This is a genomic window from Methanobrevibacter sp. (assembly GCF_045644645.1).
Lineage (GTDB): Archaea > Methanobacteriota > Methanobacteria > Methanobacteriales > Methanobacteriaceae > Methanocatella.
Genome location: NZ_JAZRHE010000037.1, coordinates 1 through 21,773, shown reverse-complemented (window position 1 = coordinate 21,773; position 21,773 = coordinate 1). Strand labels below are relative to the sequence as shown.

Below are 21,773 nucleotides of genomic sequence, written 5' to 3'. Positions count from 1 at the left end.
ATTCAACGGAGGAAACTATAGTAGAAGCACTAAACTCCAAAATAAAGAAACTAAACTCAAAGATGTATTATACAACATCTACAGAGCAATTCAAGTATTTTAAATGAGGGTTTCTACAAGGTTATTATTTATTCGATTTTACAGGTAATTTTTAAAGTCAAATTGAAAAAAGAAGAAAAAATTTATTGAAAAATAGCCTCAAAATTATACAGTTGAAGCAATAATATTATTAAATTAACAATATGTCCATAATATGGAAAAATAATTAAAAAACGTAATAAAAATCATTCATCAATCCATGCTTCAACTATGCTTTTCGCACCATAAACATCAGCACCAGGAATTGAAAGGCCTTTTTTGATTTCTGCTCCGGCACATAAATTTTTAAGGTCCTTATTGCTTGTTCCGAAGCCTGAACCCTCATGAGTGACAAACGGCTTTATTACTTTGCCTGCGAAATCCAGTTTTTCAAGCTGTGTGAACATCGGCATCGGAAGTGTTCCCCACCAGTTTGGAAATCCTATGTAGACAGTACCATAATCTGAAACATCACTTAATCCCTCTTTGATTTCGGGCCTTGCATTCTTTGCAAGCTCCTTTTTGGCAATGTCTATGCATTTCATGTAATCTGAAGGATATTCTACTTTCGGCTCGACCTTAAACAGGTCTGCACCTGCAATTTCATGAATGTACTCTGCAATCACTTCCGTGTTTCCCTTTTCAATGTTTTTGAGCTCGCCTCCAAAATAGTTCTCGCCGGCCCTTGAAAAATAAATTACTATACCTGACATGGAAAAGACTCCTTTAATAACATATTGCAAAAAGTTAATATTTAAATGTTGTTAATATCAACAATCCTCAGGAGTAATAAAAAAAAGAAAGGAAAGGGTTTGACCTATTCCTTGATTGACCTTGCAAGCTCTGCGCCCTTTTCGAACGCTTCAGCCAAAACATCCTCATCAGGCACGAACAATACATCCAAAGTGTCTGTTACGGTGAATCCTGCTTCTTCCAAATCCCTTTGAAGTTTTGCAATGGCTCCTCCTCCCCATCCTTTGGATGAGAATATCAAAGCGTTCTTTTCACTGCCTGTTCCCTTGAAGTTGACGCAGTCAAGCCAGTACATCATGTTACCGATTCTTGGAAACGCCTTGTTCATCATTGTAGGGGCACCTAGTGCAATGGCTTTAGAGTCGAGGATATCCGTAATCACGTCATCAGGACCGTCTTCCTGCATGAAGTACATTCTGACTTCCACATCCTCGCTCATTATTCCTTCAGCAATCTGGAAGGCAAGCTTTTCTGTGGAGTGGTGCATGGTGTCATAAATGACAGTGATCTTGTCCTTACAGACTCCTGATGCCCATTCTGAATATTTTTCAACGATTGGTCCAGGGTTTGTCCAAATTTGACCGTGGCATGGTGCAATCATCTTGATTTGTTCCAGAAGACCGTTTTCAGTTAATTCATTCAGTTTCATCCTAAGCATCGGTGAGCCTAATGTCACAAGGTTTGCATAGTATTTCCTTGCTTCCTTGAGCAGATAGTCCATGGAATAGTCACTGTCAAACCTTTTGGAGTGGCATACATGCTGTCCGAACGCATCGTTTGAGAACAGAATGCCCTCTTCAGCCAAGAATGTGAACATGCTGTCCGGCCAGTGAAGCATCGGTGCTGATACGAATTTCAATGTCCTTCCGCCAATGTCCAGTTCATCACCTGTTCCGACTGCATTTATTTCCAAATCGCCGAAATTGTGATATTGGGCTTCTAAAAATTTAATACAATTGGCTGATGCATATATTTCAGCATCGGGGTTGTACTTGTCGATTGTATCCCTCAGATATGTTGAATGGTCCATTTCGGAGTGGTTTTGGACAAACACATCAATCTTTATTTCCTTGCCTTCCTGAGCGAATGCATCTTCAATCCTTGCATCCAACTGGTCCTGCAGGCCGACATATGCATTGTCAATCAATACAGTCTTTTCCTCGCCGAATACCAGATAAGCATTATAGGTGGTTCCCGGAATTCCGTATCCGTGGAAAGTTCTGCTGTTCCAGTGGATTACTCCAACCCAGTAAACACCGTCAGTTATTTTTACCGCTTTTGCCTTCATTTTATTACCTCAATCTAATTTAAGTTATATAAGTTTATATTCTAGCTGATATATAAAATATTATATTTAATGTCAAGAGGTAATATTTTGAATAAAAGAATCGATTTACATATGCACAGTCTGTTCAGCGACGGAGAGCTGCTGCCTTCAGAGCTTGCAAGAAGAGCCTTAAAATTAAATCATGAAGTCATAGCCATTACAGACCATGTCGACTGGTCAAATGTTGATACAATTCCCGCCATTCAGGATGCGATTGACGATATCAACGCAAACTGGGACATAACCGTCGTTCTGGGCGCCGAAGTTACACATGCCCCAACCGAATCAATCGACGGCATTGCAGCACGCGCTAAAGAGCTGGGCGCAAAGATTGTTGTTGTCCACGGCGAAACCTTAAACGAACCTGTAACTCCAGGAACCAACAGGGCCGCAGTCGAATCAGAGCACGTCGACATCCTGGGCCATCCCGGTTTAATTACCATTGAAGAGGCTGAAATCGCCAAGGAAAATGACATCTTTCTTGAGATTTCAGCAAGAAGCGGGCACTGCCTTGGAAACGGACATGTGGCAAACGTTGCCCGCGAAGTAGGAAACAAGCTTTTGGTCGATACCGACACACACTCACCCGACAATCTGATAACCTTTGAAAAGTCATATGAGATTGCCCTGGGCGCAGGAATGACACACGATGAGGCCATGAAGGCACTTGTAGACAATCCTCGTGAGCTTTTGAAAAGCAAAGGAATCTTATGAAGGCATCAAAATTATTGAAAATCATTCGAAAGAATCTGGAAGGCTATCCGATTGATTACCTGCGAAACAAGGCAACCGACGACAGGTACAAGGATCCCCTCACCAAAAAACTTGCAAAATATAACTCATCAGTATATGATGAGATATATGAAACAGAAATTAAAGATGATTTTGAAATAAAGGATGGCGTAATTAAAAATATCCAGTCAGATATTGGATTCTATTTCGACAGGTATGCATCTGGTGATGCGCAAACCCGAGAATTTACCAAAAACATTGCGCTGTACCTGACCCTCATTGCCAAAATGCCCCTTCACCCATATACTGAAGATAAGAATGATGACGTTTATTGCTTCAATGGAGAGTTCTACTGCAAGGGCCGTGCCAGATACATTCATGATGAAAGGTCTCTGTGCAGATACTGTGTCTGCCGAAATGTAAGTTTTTCCGGAATGTTTTAGAACATTATTATCTGAACTACACTAAACCCATATTTAACTATTTTTTGAATATGTCCATTATTAAAATTGAATCTAAAAAATTTCATAAAAATCTAATCACCAATAATGGATTTTTCCAGTGATTAATAGATATGCAATCTCAATTAATATAGTTTTAGTTGTTTTTGACTGCAATTTTTCAAATTTAGACAATATTTTCTTTAAATTAAAAAATCAGTCATTTAAAATCTTATAAGTTAAAATCAAATCCTTATCCAATGAATATGAGTCAACAAGCTCCAGTTGGACTGCCTCATCCATGGTGTCAAAGCCCTCACCGTCAAAGAAAGTCTTTGCATTGGCACCTCCGACAACCATCGGAGCAACGCATATCCTTATCTCATCAATCAGGCCGGCCTTCAACATGGAAAAGTTCAGAGTTGCTCCACCCTCAAGCATCAGTTTTTCTATTCCCTCTTCATGAAGATAACTCATCAGTGCAACCAGATCCACCCTTTCATCACCTGAAAAGAAGAATTTCACGCCACGTTCTTTGAATAGCCCATACTTATCAGAATCAAAAAAATCATCCTTGTATTCATTTGCACCCGCAATGATTGTCTTTGCATCGCAATTCGTAATTCTGGCATCTTCAGGAGTCCTCAGCCTGCTGTCCACCACAACACGAACAGGATTGTCCTCAGGGTTTGCATTGATTTTGTGAACTGTCAATCTCGGGTCGTCTGCCATGACTGTTCCTATTCCAACCATAATCCCGTCACATTCCTTTCTTAGCTCATGGACCCTTTCCAAGTCCTTCTTTCCTGAGATGTTTGAGCTTCCGGTAGCAGTTGCAATCTTTCCGTCCAGTGTCATTGCCGCACTCAATATTACATATGGCCTCATCAAATCACCTAAATATGATAGAACATTTCCTTAATCTGCAGGAAGTTCATCAGTGTCTGGTTTTCAAGCATTCCCGGCATTACTAATGCTACAATAATACCAAGTATACCGAACACTATTCCAATTCCCCAGATTATCTTTACTGCATCCTTTTCTGCAATCGGTTTTCTTAAGATTAATCTGATCAATGATTTAAAACCGGTTTCCGGACGAACCAGCTTGCCGTCATCATTCAATTGTGTTGGCTTTTGCTGCTGGCGGTTCATGACTCCTGCTGAATAGAACTTCAAAGCGGCATCGATGATGTTCGGCATCAGAACGATCAATGCAATCAGCTTCACACGTCCGATGAATGCTATTGATACAATAGCTGCCCCGATGATCAATGTCCCTGTGTCGCCAGGGAAAATCTTTGCCGGATACCTGTTGAAGTATAAAAATGAAATAAGTGCTCCAAGCATACTCATTGAAATGATTGTTACGTCGTATTTTCCCAAGATTATGCATGCGATGGTCAGGGATGTCATTGAAATGACGCCCAGACCGGATTCTATTCCGTTGAGTCCCGCAAGCATGTTTGTCAGGTTGGCACCTATCGAAAGGGCAATCGGAATTATAATCAGATACAAAATCCCAACATTAGGCGGTGCCGCCCAAATCAATGGAATGCCCGCCAAAAACAATAGGAAGAATTTTTCTTTTGATGATAATGCAAGCAAATCATCCACTATTCCGATGATTCCCACAAGCAGGATTACAATCAAAACTATACACAATGGAAACGCCAGTATGTCATGCATATATATTCCGGAAAACATTCCTATTGTGAATCCGAACAGTATTCCGAATCCGCCCATTTCAGCCACAATCGGCTTCCATGATTTGTGAATGTCCTTTCCGACAATGTCTGCCTTTTCAAGCTTTTTGATTATCAAAGGCATTGACAGGTGGGTTACCAAAAACGAAAGCAACCCACAAATGATTGCGATTACGTATAGGGGAAGTTGCGGTAGAATCATCATATTATCACTTCTTATTTAATATATAATAGACCGTCCTCAATGGCATGTCCAATCTTTCTGATATTTCACGGGCTTTAAGTCCGTCATCATATAAAGATTTGACCTCATCATGATTATATTTTCTTTTATAATTATCAAATTTTACATCATCCTTGTTTTTTCTAAGCAAATAATAAACGCGATTAAGCTTCATGTTCAACTTCTCGGCAATTTCACGAGCTTTAAGACCTTGCTTTGCCAGGTTAAAAACGATAACCTCCTCGCCATTGCTTTTGCTTTTGGCACCCCAATTATATTGCTTTTTAACTTCAATGTCAAGCTGTCTTAATGCATCGATATACTTTTTGGAGGTTCTGTCATAAACGCTGGGAGCGCAGGTGATCTCACATAAATTGGGGTATTCATCCATCAAATCCATAATGAGAACGGAAGACAACACCTTGGTTACATGAATTGTTGTTACATCCTCGTCCATATTATCACTATTTTTTGATTAGGTTTAGGAATTCCTTAGACTTGTCGCTCCTTGGATTTCTGATATTGTTGATGTTCTTAATTTCCTTTTTGATTTTGGATTCGTTAATGTTGAATGCATTGCCAATCTCCTTAATCTCCATATCCGAGTTTTCATGTATCAAGGCGGCGCCCAATGCCACATGGTTGAATTTGATGTTGGAGTTCTTGATTTGCTTTTCGAATTTGAACTTTTCATACAATATCAGGTCCATCTCATAAACAGGAATGATTTTAATGTCTGTAAAACTGTTTAAGATGTCAATGACCTTGGTGTATGTTGTCTGGAATACCTTTCTCTGTTCACGGTCAAGTTCCACACGAATGTAGGGAAATGGTCCTGAATCTATTTTACGGGAGTTGTTGGAAGTCGTCAGATAATATCTGAACATGTCCCAGGTTATCAGGGCGGATGCAATATTCACGAATGTTGATTTGTAGATATTGTCCCGTATTTTCAAATCCCTTTTAAGAGACCTTTTCATATTTCCAAATTTGTCCAGATAATTGTATTTTAAAAGCTCCTTTTCAATCTGGGCTTTCCTCCAGGCATCAATTGAATCCACATCGTATTTGTCTATAAAATCGGGAGATTTGTTTTCAAATTCAAAGCGAATGTTATCATAATTCGTTATCCTTTTAAAATCGGACAGTTTCCTTTTTAGGATGTCATCCTTTATGTTCAATATTATATTTTCGCAGTACCTTACATAAGCGATGGCAAGTGCGGTTCTGGCATGCTTGTCATCAATGATGGCCGGTTTTGTTCTGTGAAATCTTAAGGCCTCTATTCTTACACGGGCACCATACCTTTTCCTCACTTCCTCCTCATAATTCGGCACATATTCGGAGTCCAAAGAAATGTTCTTTCGAATCAGCCTGTTGTTTTCATCCTTGAATCTGATGACAAGCGAAATTGTTTTCACAACGCCCTTACGTTCCTGTTTTAATATGTTCAATACTTTTTTAAGGGCATCCCTTCCATAACTGGAAAATTGACTTATTAAAACCATATAATTTCCGGAAAGGGGTAAATATGGTATTATTTCAAGCCTGTAGGTTGCTTCCTTATTGATTTTAAATGCAAATGATTTGCAGCCACAGCTGCATTTGCCGTCCATTTTCCTGTACTCTTCAATGGAATATTTCCTATAACATGAACTGCATTTCACATATCCGAATTGCTTAAGGTTTCCAATGGCAATCTTATGTGAGTCGATGGCTGACTTGACTCTATCCAGAATGTTTTTTTTGGCGTTTGCCTTCATTCTGAATATCTGATTGTGACGGCTGTTTTCGCCGACCTCATCCAGAGTCACGTCGGAAACGGATTTTGTTCCATATCTGCTTAGGGATGTGAAGGGGGTGGTGTATCCCTGTGCATCCATATCATCTTTCAGATTTTGTAAAAAAGTCAATCTGTCCTCTAGCTTAAAGTAAAGACTTTTGAAATCATCAAAATTATCAATGTTATCCAAGTTGATTGAATCATTTGAGATTTCCTTCAGATATCTCTCAGCTTTATTTACTAGGACAGATTCTTCCATATAAATCAGATTCTATTGAATTCTCTCACCGATTTCAGCTTTCACGTCAGGAGATAATAATGCGCCGCTTTCTCCTGTTGCCAAAATCATTCCTTCGGACATGGTTCCGAATAATTTTGCAGGCTGCAGGTTAGCTACAACACATACCTTTCTGTCCACCAGCTCTTCAGGGGAATAGAATTTTGCAAGGCCCGCAACGATTTGCCTTGGTTTTTCCTCGCCGATGTCAACCTGCAACTTTAATAGCTTGTCGGATTTCTCTATTTTTTCCGCTTCCAATACCTGGCCAATTTTAATTACGACTTCATCAAAATCATCAATACTGATTAAATCACTCATATTCTCATCCTCACTACTTTCTTTTAAGTTTTCATGTAACTTTGCCTTTTCAGCTTCTATCACTTCATCATCAATCTTTTTGAATAAAGGCTTGGCTTTATTTATTTCATATCCGCTAGGAAGCGCCACACTGGCATCCGCCCAATTGGATAGGTCATCAATATTCATTATCTTAGCTATTGCATCTGCCTTGGTTGGAAGATACGGCTTTAATGTGAAAGCCAGGGTTTTTGCTAACTGATTTGATAAGTACAGGCAATTAGCCGCCTTTTGCGGGTTCTCCTTAACCGCTTTCCATGGCTCCTGATCGTTGAAGTATTTGTTTCCTTTTTTAGCCACCTTAAATATTTCAAGCAAGCCTTCCCTGAACTCAAAGTTAGCTATATATCTGCCGGCATTGGCAGGCAGCTCTTCAATAGCTTTTCTGAATTTCTCATCCTCATCAGTCGGATCCACATATTCGGGAATCCTATTGTCAAAATTCTTGCGGGTAAAAGTAAATGTTATGTGCAGGAAGTTTCCAATCACATCTGCCAGCTCATCATTGTTTCTTCTTTGGAAATCATCCCATGAAAAGTCTGAATCCTTGTTTAAAGGGGCGTTGATTGTCAGATAATACCTGAGCAGATCCGGTTCGTAATCCCTTACGAAATCGGCTATCCAGATAACCCAGTTCTTACTTGTGGACATTTTTTCTCCTTCAAGGGACAGGAATTCACCTGCATAAATCATGTCGGGGAGTTTGCATCCGTATGCCTCAAGCAATCCCGGCCAGAATATTGAATGGTGGTAAATGATATCCTTGCCTATGAAATGAACCACAAAGTCATCCCAGTATTCCTTCCATTTCCTGCCGGATTGGGCTGACCATTGTGCGGCTGATGAGATGTAACCCAGGAATGCCTCAATCCATACGTACAGCACCTTGCCTTCGGCCTCCTCGAGCGGTACGGGTATGCCCCAGTCCATATCCCTTGTTAAGATCCAGTCATTCAAACCTTCCTTCAGCCAGTTGGTCGCATAATTCTTCACATTGGCAGGGAGATTGTCATTGTTTGAAATATAATCCATTAAATCCCCTTCAAACTCCGATAGTTTGAATGCATACTGGAAGGTGTCCCTGATTTCAGGAGTTGTTCCGCAGGTTATGCAATGCGGCTCGTCAAGCTCTGTTGGATCAAGCGCCTTTCCGCATTTTTCACAGTGGTCTCCACGAGCTTCAGATCCGCAGACCGGACATAATCCTTCAACATACCTGTCAGGCAAGAACTTATTGCAATTCGGACAATATAACTGCTGGATGTCCTCTCTGTATATGAATCCATTGTCATACAAATCCTTAAAGAAATTCTGGGCAATCTCATAATGGATTTCATCGGTTGTTCTTGTGAAGTTATCCAGAGATATGCTCATTGACTCCACATCACGAACAATCATATCATGATACCTTTTAGAGATTTCAATCGGTTTTTTGTTTTCCTTATCTGCCTTAACGGCAATTGGTGTTCCATGTTCATCGGTAGCGCAAACCATCAGCACATCATTGCCGACCATTCTATTGTACCTTGCATAGATGTCTGCAGGCAGATAAGTAGAACGGATATGTCCCAGATGACATGGCCCATTTGCATAAGGAAGTGCACATGAAATAAAAATTTTAGACATTTATCTTTTCCCCTTATTTATTTTAAACATATTATAATTATGTCATTACTATATAATAAAGTATTATTTTTAACACTGTTATAAATTAATGAAATATAGTCAAAATTGATTTTAAAAATAAGTTAGCTATTTAATGGATAAAATAAAAAGTTAAAAACATGGCTGAAGTTTCTTATATCAACCCATTGTCAAACGAAGGAAAACAGATCATTCGTGAATATGGGGATTTGAATAAAATATTTGATGAAGACGAGCGATTGATTGAAGAGATTATGCACACCCCCAATCAGAGAATTTCAGATGACACTTTAATCCCCAAATCATATAGCGATTATGCAATGAAACGTGTCCAATGGGCCATTGAGAAGAAGAACAATAAAAACTTCACCCAGGCTGAATTTGAATACCTGACAAATGGCGAGCTGTTCATGCAGGACGTGGTCATCTTTCACATATTATGCCAAGCCATTGCAATCCAGTTCAACGTCGGTTCCCGTGAAACCAAACTCTTTATCGAATCGCAGGGAATACTGATTCAGGAAAGGTTGGCCAAAATACCCCCAATGGCAAGGGCGGACATTATTGATGAAGTGCTGGATGAAGTGAAAACCGACGGTGCAATCAAATGGAACTCCCTTAAAGAGGTTATAGCTTCCAAAAAGCTTAAATTGTCTGATCTGTTAATTGATGATGGGGACATAATACTTCAAAGCGATGACTTTTTAGACAGGTTTTCCGACAAGTTCTCCGATAGAAACCCTGAGAGAATGTACAATATCCTAATAGGAGACAACGTAAAGGAACAGATTCTATCCAGGCTCATAATGCAGAAAACCGAAGAATACATTCAAAGAATCAAGGAAATGTCTGCACATGTTGAAATCCATCCGGCAATTGTTGAAATCAGCGAAAAACTGAAGGAGTTTATTCCTGACGAGATTAGCAAATACAACCAGTACTATGCCGGAAGCGGCGGAATATACGGTAGCGTCCAGGCCGGAAAATTGAATCCTGATGCTTTCCCTCCATGCATCCAGTCAACTGTTGAGGGTGTTTCCTCCGGCGGGCGCAATGATGCTATCGTGCTTCTCTTAACATCCTTCGCGTCCTATGCAAGACTGTATCCGAGAATATTTGCATCAGACGAAACCGTTAAAGTGTCCGACATGGATCCCGATTTGTCAATTACCGAAAATGAAATCCTACCTTTGATTTTCGATGCCGCCGATAACTGTACACCGCCCCTATTTGAAGACCAGCCACAGGAAAAAGTCAACATCATCTCAAAACTGGGCTTTGGAATGCACAGTAAAATAGATATAAATCATGAAGGCGAAACCAAATGGTATACTCCAATGAGCTGTGAGAAAATCAAAATTCACCTGCCCCAACTCTGCCATCCGGACAAATCCTGTAAAGGCATCAACAATCCCCTATCCTGCTATGGCCGAAAAAAATATCAGCTTGACAATCAGCAGTCTAAAAGCGAATAATATCCAAAAATCGAATGTCAACTATTTTTACTAAAAGATATGCATTTCGACCAATTTATTTAAAGCCATTAATAATAGCACTACATTCTTAGATATCCGTTAATTGAATAAGGCTAGATTAATTTAAAATTTTTAATCGTTATACTTTTTATAATATAAAATACAAATAATGAATATGATTTAATTAATCTGGAATGATTTTTAGGATTAAAAATAAAAATCAACTAATAATTATAATCTTTGAGAATTAAACGATAATTATATTGGTTCATTTTAATTTAGGATAAATTAAAAGTCATTTAGATAAATCCTAATTAAATTATATTTATTACAATTTTAAAAAATATTTTTTAAATTAACGGTGGAATTTATGAACATGAACAATAACATGAAAATCGGGATAATAACTGCTTTTTCTGTAATAGCCCTTTTTGTATTGTCACTGATAATCACACAGGCTCCTGCAGGAGATGATAATGCAGTGAGGTTCGGAGTGTTAACATTATTACCTCCTCTTGTGGCTATTGCATTAGCATTTATTACAAAAGAAACAATTCTGTCCTTGTTTATAGGAGTTTTCGTTGGAGAATTCATGATTAATGTCAATAACCTAAACATTATTGAAAGCGGAATCAATGCATTTCTGGCAATAGGAAACCAGGTCATTTCATGCATGGCCGATCCATGGAATGCAGGTATTGTTCTTCAATGTTTGCTTATTGGAGGAGTAATACAGCTGATTACAAAAATGGGTGGGGCAAAAGCCCTTGCCGATGCTTTGGCCAGCCGTGCCAACACTCCAAGAAAAGCCCAGCTCATCACATGGTTTTTAGGTTTATGCGTATTCTTTGATGACTATGCAAACTCCCTGATTGTAGGTCCTATCATGAGGCCTGTAATGGACAAACTTAAAGTATCCAGAGAAAAATTAGCATTCGTAGTGGACGCAACCGCAGCACCTGTTGCAGGTATTGCAATCATATCCACTTGGATTGGTTTGGAAATAAGTTTAATTGCAGCCGGTTTTGAATCAATCGGTATGCATGTAAGCGGATTTGGAATATTTCTACAGACCATTCCATTCAGATTCTATAACATTTTAATATTGATATTCATTGTAATCTCTGCACTCACATTATATGAGTTCGGACCAATGAAAAAAGCGGAGCAAAAGGCACGTGCAAGAAAGGAATCAGAACCTATCAAAGCTCTTGAAGCCCCTGGTTTTGACGAGGTGCAACCGGTTGAAGGAATTAAATTAAGCATCTGGAACGCAATAATTCCTATCGGAACACTGATTATCGGTGCACTTATCGCATTTTACTGGAGCGGATACACCGGAATCTTAGCCGGAGAAGATCAAACTCTTATTACATTAATGAAAACAGCCCCATTATCCTTTAATGGTATTTTTGAAGCATTATCCGCATCCGATGCATCCGTTGCTTTATTCCAAGCAGCATTGCTCGCCTCCATTGTTGCCATTGTAATGGCTGTTCTTCAGCAGATAATGACCATCGAACAGGCCATCAGCGAATGGGTGGGAGGTATGAAAACCATCGTCATTACCGGCGTGATTCTATTGCTCGCCTGGTCCTTGGGTGGAGTCATCGGTGATATCGGTACTGCAGATTACCTGGTAAGTATCCTCAAAGACACAATTCCATTCTGGATTCTGCCAACACTGATCTTTATATTAGGTGCATTGATTTCATTTGCAACCGGTACTTCCTACGGTACAATGAGTATCCTGATGCCTTTAACAATCCCTCTTGCCTGGGCGGTTAACCCTGAAATGGGATTCGTGATTGTCTGTACCAGTGGAGTATTGACAGGAGCCATTTTCGGAGACCACTGTTCACCGATTTCAGATACAACCATTCTGTCAAGTATGGGTACAAGCTGTAACCACATCGACCACGTAAGTACGCAAATCTATTATGCCATGTTCGTTGCAGCCATAGCTATCGTGTTCGGTTACATCCCAGCAGGATTTGGAGTTGCATGGTACTTCTGCATCCCTGTCGGCATTGTAGTGATGTACATCGGTTTAAGATTGATCGGTGAAAAAGTAGAATTTGAAGAGGCTGCCTAGCTTTCTTCACTTTTTTTATTTTTTTTACAGTGATGACTGTGAAAACTTGAATGGATTATGGTCCTCATATATGGCATCATAATACTTGTTTAAAATGGATGATTCCCACATATTGTAATTGTTTCTCTCATTTTTCTCAAAATTATAAGCTAGAATTCCAATTTTTCGCTCATACTCGTCAATATTATTCCTTTCGCAAAAATCAGTTATAATGTCTGGAATATATTCGCATGGCTCGTCGCTGGTGAATTCCAAAAACTCCTCATATTCGCTTTTTGAAAAAAGTTCCTGAGCGTCAATCGGGTCTTCTGTCGATTCTATGGTGAAGAGCTCAATATAGATATCATCCACTAGAGGAAGCTGGTTGAATTCGATTCCCAACCCGTATACTTTTGCATTTTCCAGGTTCAATACTGTGTGTCCTGTTCTTTGTGCGTAAATCCAATTGTCGAATGCAGGCCTTACAATTTCCTCCGGAGTCAGGCCGGACAGAACCGTTTTGAGATGTTCAACACCAATCACTTCAACTGTCTTTTCCATGATGATATATTTCACAATCATGTTTTATAAAAGTGTGCAAAAACACACTTACTTAAATTTAATATAGTTTAATGATGTAACTATAAATAGTGATAAAATGTTTTCTAAAGCTACTTTAAAGGAACGAAGACAATACTATCGTGAGGAATGGGATGTCAAAGACCTGCCAGACTTCATTGCCACCGATATAAAAAAGCGGGAATTCGGTTTTGACCATAACGGAACCGGACCGAACGACAGGTATAAGGTCTTCAAAGGAACCGAATCCCTAAGAAAATTCCTAAGGTATAAGGCTCCTTTTGCGGCATATATCTCAGTGGCATTTTACAACAATCCCCGAAGAAGGGAAGACTGGCTAAAAGCAGAATACATTTTCGATGTGGATGCAAAGGATATCCCAATCAGGTCATGCCAGTGCGACGGCGTGTGTGAAACCTGCCTTGGTGAAGCTTTAGAAATTGTCAATGCACTGATTGATACTTTGGAAGGAGATTTGGGTCTTAAAAACATTCATCTAATCTATTCCGGAAGGGGGTACCACATCAGGATTCTGGATGAGGATATGATGACCGCCACAAGCGAGCTCAGGTCTGAAGTTTTGAAGTATGTTGCAGGAGCGGAAGTTCCCAAATCACAGTTCATGAACCCTGAAGTGTCTAACCAGACATTCAATTTTGAACATTTCTCAATTCCTGTGGGATATTCGAAAATATTTACCGATAAAGTGAAATTCAACATTCAGCACCTGGTTGGAAATGAGAAACTCGATGGAATCAACCCCAAACTAATGAAGGACATTATGGAATCAAGACATCATCTTGAAAATGATGACTGGGGATACTTCAAAAGGGATATCGGTCCCAGAAGGTATAAAAACCTAGTTGAAGCCATGGCTCGTGTCAATCTCGCTACAATTGATGCCAAAGTGACCATAGATTTAAAAAGAATTTTAAGACTTCCCTCATCACTCCACTCAAAAGTGAGCATGAAATGTATGGAAGTCAAAAACAGGGAAACATTCGACCCATTCTCAAAAGCCGTTCCCAAATTTGTTTATGAAAGAAAATGAAAAAAAAGGGCAATTCAGTCTGATTCCAGACATTTGTTTAGTATTCTGCCGCTGATTTCTTCAGCAGGCCCATCGGCAGGAACAACATTCCATTCATATGTAACCTTGGCTGCTTTTGAACGTGCTTTTCTTAAATCATCAATGTTTTCAAACATTTCCTCGGCTTCATCACGTGACTTGATGCGCCTTAAGGATTCTTCAGGAGTCACATCCAAAAAGAACATGCAATCTGATTTTGGAAGCACAACTGAAACAATTTTATAAACGATAACATTAACCACATTCGGAAGATAGGCAACCGCCATGGTATATCTTGAAAATATTAAAACATCAGTCCTCTTATTGTAATAATATATGTGAACTGACCTTAATGCGTCAAGGCCAAAATAGACAGTGGCCTTTAGGTGATTTATTTTACCTGTCTTTAGAAGGGCCTGTTTCGATTTTTTACCGAATTTGTTGTCACAGCAAGGGTGTGATCGGACAGTGACATCTCGTCCTTTACTTTCATATGCACCGACAAGCAGGTTAACCTGTGTATCCTTACCGCATCCGTCAAGTCCATCTATCACAATAAACTTATTCATATCCTCACCTATTTTATAGGGTAAAACTCCGTATATTTGGAATTTCGCTCAATGGGGTTTCTGCCTAAGTTTCTAACAATCCTGGATAAGGTTTCAATCGATGCGTCGACTCCGTCAGGGGCACCGGAAGCTTCGGACAGTTCATCCCCACCTAAAGTTCCGCCCAAATCATTGGCACCGGCGGTCAGGGAAACTTGAGCAAATCTGAATCCCATTTTTACCCAGGATACCTGTATATTTGGAATTAAATCCCTTAACATCAATCTGGCCACTGCATATAATTTCAAATCTTCAGTGCCGGTGGCTCCCAAGTTTGACTGGCCTTCCAGAAATATTGGCGAGTATTCATGCATGAATGTCATCGGAATGAATTCCGTGAAACCGTGGGTTTCCTCCTGAAGTTTTCTTATAATGTCCAGGTGCTCCACCCTTTCGGCCAGGGTTTCCACATGCCCATACATTATTGTGGCGGAACCTGGAATTCCAACTTCGTGAGCGGTTTTAACAATGCCAATCCACTCTGCCACGCTCACCTTTTCAGGACAGATCAGTTCCCTTGAGCGGTCGGTTAAAATCTCGGCGGCAGTGCCGGGCAGCGTATCCAAGCCGGCATCCTTAAGTCTCTGACACCCTTCAGCAACGTCTATTCCAGATAACGTGCATGCATCGGCAATCATGGTCGGGGAAAATCCATGAATCATAACATCTGGATATTGCCCTTTCAGCAGCTGCAGCATATGCTCGTAATATTCAATGTCCGCATCCGGAAGAACTCCGCCCATCACACAAAACTCATGGGCTCCCCTTTCAACCGCACCTTCCGCCTTAGTCAATATCTCATCGTCATTCAGGACATATGCTTCAGGGTCATCGGCATCCTTTCCAAAGGCGCAGAAACCGCATCTGACTGTACAGATATTTGTAAAATTAATATTGCAGTTGTTGATGAAAGTGACATTGTCCCCGGCAATCTCGCTTCTCAAATAATCCGCAGTTGCAAGCAGCGGATACAGATCATGACCCCGTATGTTCATCAGGTGATTTGCTTCCTCGACACTAATGGCCTCATCCAAAGATTTTGATAAAATCCTTTCAGTTTTAGCAGATACCGGCAGTTTATCAAACATGATTATATATTAATATTAAATCAGATAAAAAACTTTCTATAAATAAAATTGAATGCATGAAAATTTACAATAAGATAACCTGATATATTGAAGTTTAATCAATTGAAATTAAGAAAGATTGAAGAATAATAATCATAACCGATAAATTAGCTATTTAAGTAATGAATTATATATTCTATGATGTGATATAATGGACAGTAGCGAAGCTATTTTTAACGGACTTAAAGATGTCGGAATTGACTTTATTGTAAGCGTTCCCTGCGTCAACCTATCAAAATTACTGGATATGATTGATGAGGATGAGGAAATCATCCATATCCCCGTAACACGTGAAGAGGAAGGAATCGGAATATGTGCAGGCGCATATCTGGGAGGTAAAAAACCTGCAATTCTAATGCAGAATTCCGGACTTGGAAACTCAGTGAATGCACTCAAATCATTGACCGAACTATATGGATTCCCACTTCTGATGGTAATGAGCCACAGAGGCACCGAAGGTGAAAGCATCTGCGGGCAGGTCCCAATGGGAGAATCCACTCCAAGAATCTTGGAAGCGATGGATTTCAGATTTTTCAAACCGGCCAGTCCTGAAGCAGCCTATGAAGCCATGATAAATTCATGGGGTTTGTCTGTCAAAGAAGGAAAACCCGTTTCAGTTCTTTTAGAAATTAGCTATTGGTGATAATATGGCAAGAAGAGAAGCTATAATGGACATAATGAATTGTATTGGAGATGAACTTGTTATCTGTAATATCGGATTTCCATCAAGGGAGCTGTACGACATTAGAGACAGGAAGGAAAACTTTTATATGATCGGGTCAATGGGGCTTGCATCATCTATAGGCTTTGGTCTGGCCCTTGCCAGTCCAGATAAGGACATTGTTGTAATCGATGGGGACGGGTCACTTTTAATGAATATGGGTTCACTTGTAACCATATTTGCAAACAATCCTGGCAATTTAACCTGGATTGTAATAGATAATGGCGCTTATGGCTCAACAGGCAACCAGGACACCTATGCACAGGCACTTGATTTGTCTGAAATTGCCAAAAGTGTCGGATTCAAAAACAGCTTTAAATTCGAAGACATTAACTTAAGTGAAATAATCAAAAGTGAAGATGCGAGTTTCATTGTATATGAAACGGAAGCCGGAAACTCCTCCGCTCCAATCATTGACCTTACACCCGTTGAGATTAAGAATAGATTTATGAAAGCGATTGATTAATTCAATGCTTTTAATCTATTAATAATCTTTGCTTATTTTAATGAAAAAAATATCACCAGAATTATTCCTAATTAGGTACATTCTAAAAGATTTACAGAGTCCCAAATCACCTTAACTTAATTATTTTCAACTATCTTATGTTTAATTTATTATTAAATCAACTTAAAAAAATATAATTGATATAAAAAGATTATTAAGTGAATTTAAAGAATTATTAGTATGGATGAACGCAAATTATTTGAACTCTTGGGATATGTCAAGGTATCAATCAATAGGACAAAAACACTGAAGACCATCGGTACCGATTTGAAAATGCCTTCCGAAATTGCAAGGGAGGCGGACATAAGAACCAGCCAGGCATCCGGATCATTGGCTGATTTGAAAAAGCAGGGATTGGTTGTGTGTGTTAATGAAGAGGTAAGAAAAGGAAGATTGTATAAATGTACCGATATAGGTCTGGAAATCATAAAATACTTATAGAGCAATGTTGATATTCAAAAAGAACTTCCAGCACAACATGCCCACAAATTTCCTGAAACCGGAATTTCAAGCAGAACATCCCATCCTTTTTATCAAAAATCATCATCAAAATACTTCATCCTAATTTAAAAAGTCTAAAAAATCATTAATATGGTTTTAAAAAAAAGTTTTAAGGACATTCAACCCTAAAAAAATAAAAGCAATAAGGAGAAATCAGTCCCCTTATCTATTTCTTCATGGATTTGACCGCTACGCCTTCCTGATTATCATTTTTGCAGATGAAGTCACTGCACTGTAAAGGGAAGTTCCGGCGTATTTGAATGCCACATTATATATTGCAGGAGAATATCCCTTTGTGGATATCTTGGCATGGCCTGAACTGTCGGTAATGTCAAGTATCTTTTTACCCATTACAGTGAATAATATTTTTGCACCGGCAATCGGCTTATTGTTCATGCCTGTCAGAGTGGCGACGAAATAGCTATTGGCGCCATATTTGGTTGAAACACCATTACTGGTCAAGCTAGGGGTTATATATTTGCCCACATGAATTTTGGCGCTTACCTGATTGGATGATTCATAAGCATCATTGCCATAAAATTTCATCAGTACATTGTAAGTGCCTTCGGCCAAGTCCTTGGTGGAATACTTGGCCTGACCGTTCTCATCGGTGTAGAAGTATTTCACACCATTGTTTGCAAAACCAACCTTGGCACCGCTAATAGGTTTGCCGTTGGCATCCTTCAAGGTGGCAACCAGATAACCGTCTTCACCAGGGAGAACATGAACATCCGCTGAAGATAATTTAGGTACAACTTTACTTGCCACATGGATTTTAGCACTTATCTGATTGGATGCACGATATGCGCCACTTCCATAATATTTCATCAGTACAGTGTATGTGCCTGTAGCCAAATCCTTGGTTGGATACTTGGCCTGACCATTCTCATCGGTGTAGAAGTATTTCACACCATTGTTTGCAAAGCCAACCTTGGCACCGCTGATAGCTCTGCCGTTGGCATCCTTCAAGGTGGCAACCAGATAGTCTTCAGCACCATGAAGAACAGTCACGTCTGCAGAGGTTAATTTAGTGGCAAGTTTGCCAACAACAATCTTGGCGGTTGCCTGATTGGATGCACGATAGGTGCCGTTGCCGTAATATTTAATCTTTACAGTGTATGTTCCCTCAGCCAAATCCTTAGTGGAATACTTTGCCTGACCAAACTCATCAGTATAGACATACTTCACACCATTGTTTGCAAAGCCAACCTTGGCACCGCTGATAGCATTGCCATTGGCGTCCCTCAGGATGGCAACCAGATAACCGTCCACATCACGATATAAAACACTCACATCAGAAGCCTTCAAGCTAGTGGAAATCTTACCTACAACAATCTTAGCGGTTGCCTGATTGGATGCACGATAGGTGCCGTTGCCGTAATATTTAATCTTTACAGTGTATGTTCCCTCAGCCAAATCCTTAGTGGAATACTTTGCCTGACCAAACTCATCTGTATAGACATACTTCACACCATTGTTTGCAAAGCCAACCTTAGCGTTACTAACAGCATTGCCGTTGGCATCCTTCAGGGTGGCAACAAGATAACCATTCTCATCACGACATAAAACGCTCACATCGGAAGCCCTCAAGCTAGTGGAAATCTTACCTACAACAACCTTGGCGGTTGCCTGATTGGATGCGGCATAAACGCGGTCACCATAAAACTTAATCTTTACTGTGTATGTACCTTCAGCCAAGTCCTTGGTGGAATACTTTGCCTGACCGTTCTCATCAGTGTAGACATATTTCACACCATTATTGGCAAAGCCGACCTTGGCACCGCTAACAGCATTGCCGCTGGCATCCTTCAGGGTGGCAACAAGATAACCATTCTCATCATTGCATAGAACACTCACATCAGAAGCCTTCAGATTTGTGGCAATCTTGACCACTTTAATCACGGTCACTATCTGATTGGATTCAAGATAGTTGTCATCGCCATAAAATTTCACCCTTGCGGTATAGGTGCCTTCGGCCAAGCCGTCAGTGAAATACTTTGCTTCACCGTTTTCATCTGTGTAACTATAGGTTACGCCCTTAACAGCAAATCCAACCTTAGCACCGGCAATCGGATTGCCGTTATCATCTGTTAATAAAGCGGACAATATGCCTCCGCTGTAACTGGTAGCAAGATTTGTGGTTGCTTTAGTGATGACAATGTTGGCTGTTGTATTTGAAGGATTATAATAATCATTGCCCACAAACATGACTGAAGGAGTGTATGTGCCCACTTTTAAACCTTTAAGGGAAACATTAGTCAAGCCATACTCATCGGTATAAACAGTTTTCATAAAATCATTGAAAACAACTATGACAGCCGCATCATCAATCGGATGCCCGTATGAATCTCCCAAATAGATTATGAGATCTTCACCGCTATTATATTCAGTGGTGATATCCTCAGCAGCCACATCACTATTAGCTTTAGTGATAACGACATTTGCAGCAACGTTTGAAGGATTATAATAGTCATCACCCTCAAACCTAATCAAAGGAGTGTAAGCACCAGGTTTCAAGCCCTGAAGAGAGATCCTAGCCACACCATTCTCATCGCTGTAAACCGTTTCATTAAACTCGCCGAAAAGAGCCACTACAGCGGCATCATAAATCGGATGATCATTGGCATCAACCAGATAAGCCAGCAAATCCTCACCACTATTATAAGGATTGATGATGTTGGCTGAAGTCATGGCACTGTCCATTTTAGTAATGACAACGTTAGCGGTAGTGCTTGAAGAAGTGTAAATTCCATCGCCATCAAACCTAATCAGAGGAGTGTAACTGCCAGGTTTCAAGCCATAGACTGAAACATAAGCCAATCCTAGCTCACCGGTATAGACAGTTTCATTATACTCTTCGAAAGAGACTATGACTGCGGCATCACCGATTGGACTGCCGTAGACATCTGTCAGATTAACAGTGAAATAATCTCCACTGTTATAAGGAGTGTTGATATCCTCAGCAGTCAAGGCAGTGTCAATGAAACCTTCATCATCTATCTTCAGGATATCTGCACTCTCAACACTGTCAAGACTTTGCAGACTTCCATATTCATCAGGTTCCATTATTAACTTTGCATCATCAGAACCGCTTTGAATTGCTTCGCCATCAGATAAGATATCCGAAGTCGGCGCATCCTCATCAGTCAGATTTAATTCAACATCGCCGTCAATAGCATTATCCTGATTAACTATTACATCAGAGCCCTGTGCAATAACATCAACATCTTCGGATGCACTGACAGCACCAGCTGATAGAATAGCCAGTAAAATAAAAGTAAGTATTAAAATCTTTTTATACTTCATATTTACCCCCATACAATTAAACAAACTGTATTTACATTTCAAAAAAATAAGATTGAATGTAAAGAAAATCTTATTTGACTATATTTTTATTAAAAGTTATATATAAAAACTAGGAAAAAGCAGGCTGAATATTAAAAAGAGAAGAAAAAAAATTATTTTAAAAAAATAAAGTTATAATTTAATGTTGAGCATCCAGTTAAACTTAAAGGTAAGCCAGTTTTATCTGATGCAGAGTTTACTGAGTTAAAAGAAGAGATTTTGAATACAAAGTGATTGTTTTTACTTTGTTTCTTTTTTATTTATTTGAGTCTGTAAAATTTTATAGGCTTATTTGATTTTTATGTGTTTTCTGTCCAGTTTTCCATTTGGTAGTCCAAGAAGGTCAGAATTCCGTTTTTAGTTTTGTATAATTTCTTTATTTTTTCTGAATTGGTTTGTCTGTAGTAATTTTCGACTTTGTTTGATGTTTTTTCGATATTTTTATCA

Annotated in this window: 19 protein-coding genes; 8 read left to right on the top strand and 11 right to left on the bottom strand. The window is 39.5% G+C overall.

Going from position 1 to position 21,773, the window contains the following annotated elements; translation table 11 throughout:
* Window positions 1-284: 284 nt before the first annotated feature.
* Both ACKI4K_RS02560 and ACKI4K_RS02555 read right to left on the bottom strand, forming a co-directional pair.
* Window positions 285-791: a flavodoxin gene (locus ACKI4K_RS02560; RefSeq protein ID WP_407421975.1), complete on the bottom strand. Its 507-nt coding sequence runs from the start codon at window positions 789-791 to the stop codon at window positions 285-287.
* A 104-nt stretch (window positions 792-895) separates the two neighbouring features.
* A complete protein-coding gene (locus tag ACKI4K_RS02555) occupies window positions 896-2,119 on the bottom strand; it encodes an FprA family A-type flavoprotein (RefSeq protein WP_407421973.1) in 1,224 nt (407 codons plus the stop codon).
* Window positions 2,120-2,206: 87 nt separating this feature from the next.
* Here ACKI4K_RS02555 and ACKI4K_RS02550 point away from each other — a divergent pair, with 87 nt between their 5' ends.
* Together ACKI4K_RS02550 and ACKI4K_RS02545 are read left to right on the top strand one after the other, a co-directional pair.
* On the top strand, window positions 2,207-2,872 hold the full coding sequence (locus ACKI4K_RS02550) for a histidinol phosphate phosphatase domain-containing protein (RefSeq protein ID WP_407421971.1): 666 nt from the start codon (window positions 2,207-2,209) through the stop codon (window positions 2,870-2,872).
* Window positions 2,869-3,333 (top strand): DUF2115 family protein, encoded by a 465-nt coding sequence (locus ACKI4K_RS02545; protein WP_407421969.1) that lies wholly within the window; start codon window positions 2,869-2,871, stop codon window positions 3,331-3,333. The genes ACKI4K_RS02550 and ACKI4K_RS02545 overlap by 4 nt, the downstream gene beginning before the upstream one ends.
* A gap of 213 nt (window positions 3,334-3,546) precedes the next feature.
* Here the strand turns inward: ACKI4K_RS02545 and ACKI4K_RS02540 are convergent, their stop codons facing one another.
* Genes ACKI4K_RS02540 through metG form a run of 5 tightly spaced genes read right to left on the bottom strand, consistent with a single transcriptional unit; the run spans window position 3,547 to window position 9,304 of the window.
* On the bottom strand, window positions 3,547-4,218 hold the full coding sequence (locus ACKI4K_RS02540) for a 2,5-diamino-6-(ribosylamino)-4(3H)-pyrimidinone 5'-phosphate reductase (RefSeq protein ID WP_407421967.1): 672 nt from the start codon (window positions 4,216-4,218) through the stop codon (window positions 3,547-3,549).
* Between the two features lie 8 nt (window positions 4,219-4,226).
* Window positions 4,227-5,240, bottom strand: a complete 1,014-nt coding sequence (locus ACKI4K_RS02535; RefSeq protein ID WP_407421965.1) for an MraY family glycosyltransferase — start codon at window positions 5,238-5,240, stop codon at window positions 4,227-4,229.
* A gap of 4 nt (window positions 5,241-5,244) precedes the next feature.
* Window positions 5,245-5,715: a hypothetical protein gene (locus tag ACKI4K_RS02530; RefSeq protein WP_407421963.1), complete on the bottom strand. Its 471-nt coding sequence runs from the start codon at window positions 5,713-5,715 to the stop codon at window positions 5,245-5,247.
* Window positions 5,716-5,722: 7 nt separating this feature from the next.
* The gene (locus tag ACKI4K_RS02525; protein WP_407421961.1) at window positions 5,723-7,300 is read right to left on the bottom strand and encodes a DUF530 domain-containing protein; all 1,578 of its coding nucleotides are present in this window, start codon (window positions 7,298-7,300) and stop codon (window positions 5,723-5,725) included.
* 12 nt (window positions 7,301-7,312) lie between these two features.
* On the bottom strand, window positions 7,313-9,304 hold the full coding sequence (gene metG, locus ACKI4K_RS02520; RefSeq protein WP_407421959.1) for a methionine--tRNA ligase: 1,992 nt from the start codon (window positions 9,302-9,304) through the stop codon (window positions 7,313-7,315).
* A 158-nt stretch (window positions 9,305-9,462) separates the two neighbouring features.
* On the opposite strand from metG, the gene priL reads away from it, so the two are divergent.
* Window positions 9,463-10,797: a DNA primase large subunit PriL gene (priL, locus tag ACKI4K_RS02515; RefSeq protein WP_407421957.1), complete on the top strand. Its 1,335-nt coding sequence runs from the start codon at window positions 9,463-9,465 to the stop codon at window positions 10,795-10,797.
* 370 nt (window positions 10,798-11,167) lie between these two features.
* Window positions 11,168-12,892 carry a Na+/H+ antiporter NhaC family protein gene (locus ACKI4K_RS02510; RefSeq protein WP_407421955.1) on the top strand — a complete coding sequence of 575 codons (1,725 nt, stop codon included), beginning with the start codon at window positions 11,168-11,170 and terminating at the stop codon, window positions 12,890-12,892.
* A gap of 24 nt (window positions 12,893-12,916) precedes the next feature.
* On the opposite strand, the gene ACKI4K_RS02505 is transcribed toward ACKI4K_RS02510, so the two are convergent.
* The gene (locus tag ACKI4K_RS02505; protein WP_407421953.1) at window positions 12,917-13,432 is read right to left on the bottom strand and encodes a hypothetical protein; all 516 of its coding nucleotides are present in this window, start codon (window positions 13,430-13,432) and stop codon (window positions 12,917-12,919) included.
* A 97-nt stretch (window positions 13,433-13,529) separates the two neighbouring features.
* On the opposite strand from ACKI4K_RS02505, the gene priS reads away from it, so the two are divergent.
* A complete protein-coding gene (gene priS, locus ACKI4K_RS02500) occupies window positions 13,530-14,501 on the top strand; it encodes a DNA primase catalytic subunit PriS (protein ID WP_407421951.1) in 972 nt (323 codons plus the stop codon).
* A gap of 14 nt (window positions 14,502-14,515) precedes the next feature.
* On the opposite strand, the gene ACKI4K_RS02495 is transcribed toward priS, so the two are convergent.
* Window positions 14,516-15,088: a thymidylate kinase gene (locus ACKI4K_RS02495; RefSeq protein ID WP_407421949.1), complete on the bottom strand. Its 573-nt coding sequence runs from the start codon at window positions 15,086-15,088 to the stop codon at window positions 14,516-14,518.
* Between the two features lie 8 nt (window positions 15,089-15,096).
* Complete coding sequence (gene cofH, locus ACKI4K_RS02490) at window positions 15,097-16,215, bottom strand: 5-amino-6-(D-ribitylamino)uracil--L-tyrosine 4-hydroxyphenyl transferase CofH (protein WP_407421947.1); 1,119 nt, start codon at window positions 16,213-16,215, stop codon at window positions 15,097-15,099.
* Window positions 16,216-16,405: 190 nt separating this feature from the next.
* On the opposite strand from cofH, the gene comD reads away from it, so the two are divergent.
* The 3 genes from comD to ACKI4K_RS02475 all read left to right on the top strand — a co-directional run bounded on the left by comD (window position 16,406) and on the right by ACKI4K_RS02475 (window position 17,921).
* On the top strand, window positions 16,406-16,897 hold the full coding sequence (comD, locus tag ACKI4K_RS02485) for a sulfopyruvate decarboxylase subunit alpha (protein WP_407421945.1): 492 nt from the start codon (window positions 16,406-16,408) through the stop codon (window positions 16,895-16,897).
* 4 nt (window positions 16,898-16,901) lie between these two features.
* A complete protein-coding gene (gene comE, locus ACKI4K_RS02480) occupies window positions 16,902-17,441 on the top strand; it encodes a sulfopyruvate decarboxylase subunit beta (protein WP_407421943.1) in 540 nt (179 codons plus the stop codon).
* A 219-nt stretch (window positions 17,442-17,660) separates the two neighbouring features.
* Window positions 17,661-17,921: a MarR family transcriptional regulator gene (locus tag ACKI4K_RS02475; protein ID WP_407421941.1), complete on the top strand. Its 261-nt coding sequence runs from the start codon at window positions 17,661-17,663 to the stop codon at window positions 17,919-17,921.
* A gap of 249 nt (window positions 17,922-18,170) precedes the next feature.
* Here the strand turns inward: ACKI4K_RS02475 and ACKI4K_RS02470 are convergent, their stop codons facing one another.
* Window positions 18,171-21,287 (bottom strand): hypothetical protein, encoded by a 3,117-nt coding sequence (locus ACKI4K_RS02470; protein WP_407421939.1) that lies wholly within the window; start codon window positions 21,285-21,287, stop codon window positions 18,171-18,173.
* Window positions 21,288-21,773: the final 486 nt, after the last annotated feature.

Excerpts from the sequence above, each read along its gene's own strand:
- ACKI4K_RS02560 (WP_407421975.1), bottom strand. The coding sequence starts at position 791 with ATGTCAGGTATAGTAATTTATTTTTCAAGGGCCGGCGAGAACTATTTT.
- ACKI4K_RS02555 (WP_407421973.1), bottom strand. The coding sequence starts at position 2,119 with ATGAAGGCAAAAGCGGTAAAAATAACTGACGGTGTTTACTGGGTTGGA.
- ACKI4K_RS02545 (WP_407421969.1), top strand. The coding sequence starts at position 2,869 with ATGAAGGCATCAAAATTATTGAAAATCATTCGAAAGAATCTGGAAGGC.
- ACKI4K_RS02540 (WP_407421967.1), bottom strand. The coding sequence starts at position 4,218 with ATGAGGCCATATGTAATATTGAGTGCGGCAATGACACTGGACGGAAAG.
- ACKI4K_RS02535 (WP_407421965.1), bottom strand. The coding sequence starts at position 5,240 with ATGATGATTCTACCGCAACTTCCCCTATACGTAATCGCAATCATTTGT.
- ACKI4K_RS02530 (WP_407421963.1), bottom strand. The coding sequence starts at position 5,715 with ATGGACGAGGATGTAACAACAATTCATGTAACCAAGGTGTTGTCTTCC.
- ACKI4K_RS02525 (WP_407421961.1), bottom strand. The coding sequence starts at position 7,300 with ATGGAAGAATCTGTCCTAGTAAATAAAGCTGAGAGATATCTGAAGGAA.
- metG (WP_407421959.1), bottom strand. The coding sequence starts at position 9,304 with ATGTCTAAAATTTTTATTTCATGTGCACTTCCTTATGCAAATGGGCCA.
- priL (WP_407421957.1), top strand. The coding sequence starts at position 9,463 with ATGGCTGAAGTTTCTTATATCAACCCATTGTCAAACGAAGGAAAACAG.
- ACKI4K_RS02510 (WP_407421955.1), top strand. The coding sequence starts at position 11,168 with ATGAACATGAACAATAACATGAAAATCGGGATAATAACTGCTTTTTCT.
- ACKI4K_RS02505 (WP_407421953.1), bottom strand. The coding sequence starts at position 13,432 with ATGGAAAAGACAGTTGAAGTGATTGGTGTTGAACATCTCAAAACGGTT.
- priS (WP_407421951.1), top strand. The coding sequence starts at position 13,530 with ATGTTTTCTAAAGCTACTTTAAAGGAACGAAGACAATACTATCGTGAG.
- ACKI4K_RS02495 (WP_407421949.1), bottom strand. The coding sequence starts at position 15,088 with ATGAATAAGTTTATTGTGATAGATGGACTTGACGGATGCGGTAAGGAT.
- cofH (WP_407421947.1), bottom strand. The coding sequence starts at position 16,215 with ATGTTTGATAAACTGCCGGTATCTGCTAAAACTGAAAGGATTTTATCA.
- comD (WP_407421945.1), top strand. The coding sequence starts at position 16,406 with ATGGACAGTAGCGAAGCTATTTTTAACGGACTTAAAGATGTCGGAATT.
- comE (WP_407421943.1), top strand. The coding sequence starts at position 16,902 with ATGGCAAGAAGAGAAGCTATAATGGACATAATGAATTGTATTGGAGAT.
- ACKI4K_RS02475 (WP_407421941.1), top strand. The coding sequence starts at position 17,661 with ATGGATGAACGCAAATTATTTGAACTCTTGGGATATGTCAAGGTATCA.
- ACKI4K_RS02470 (WP_407421939.1), bottom strand. The coding sequence starts at position 21,287 with ATGAAGTATAAAAAGATTTTAATACTTACTTTTATTTTACTGGCTATT.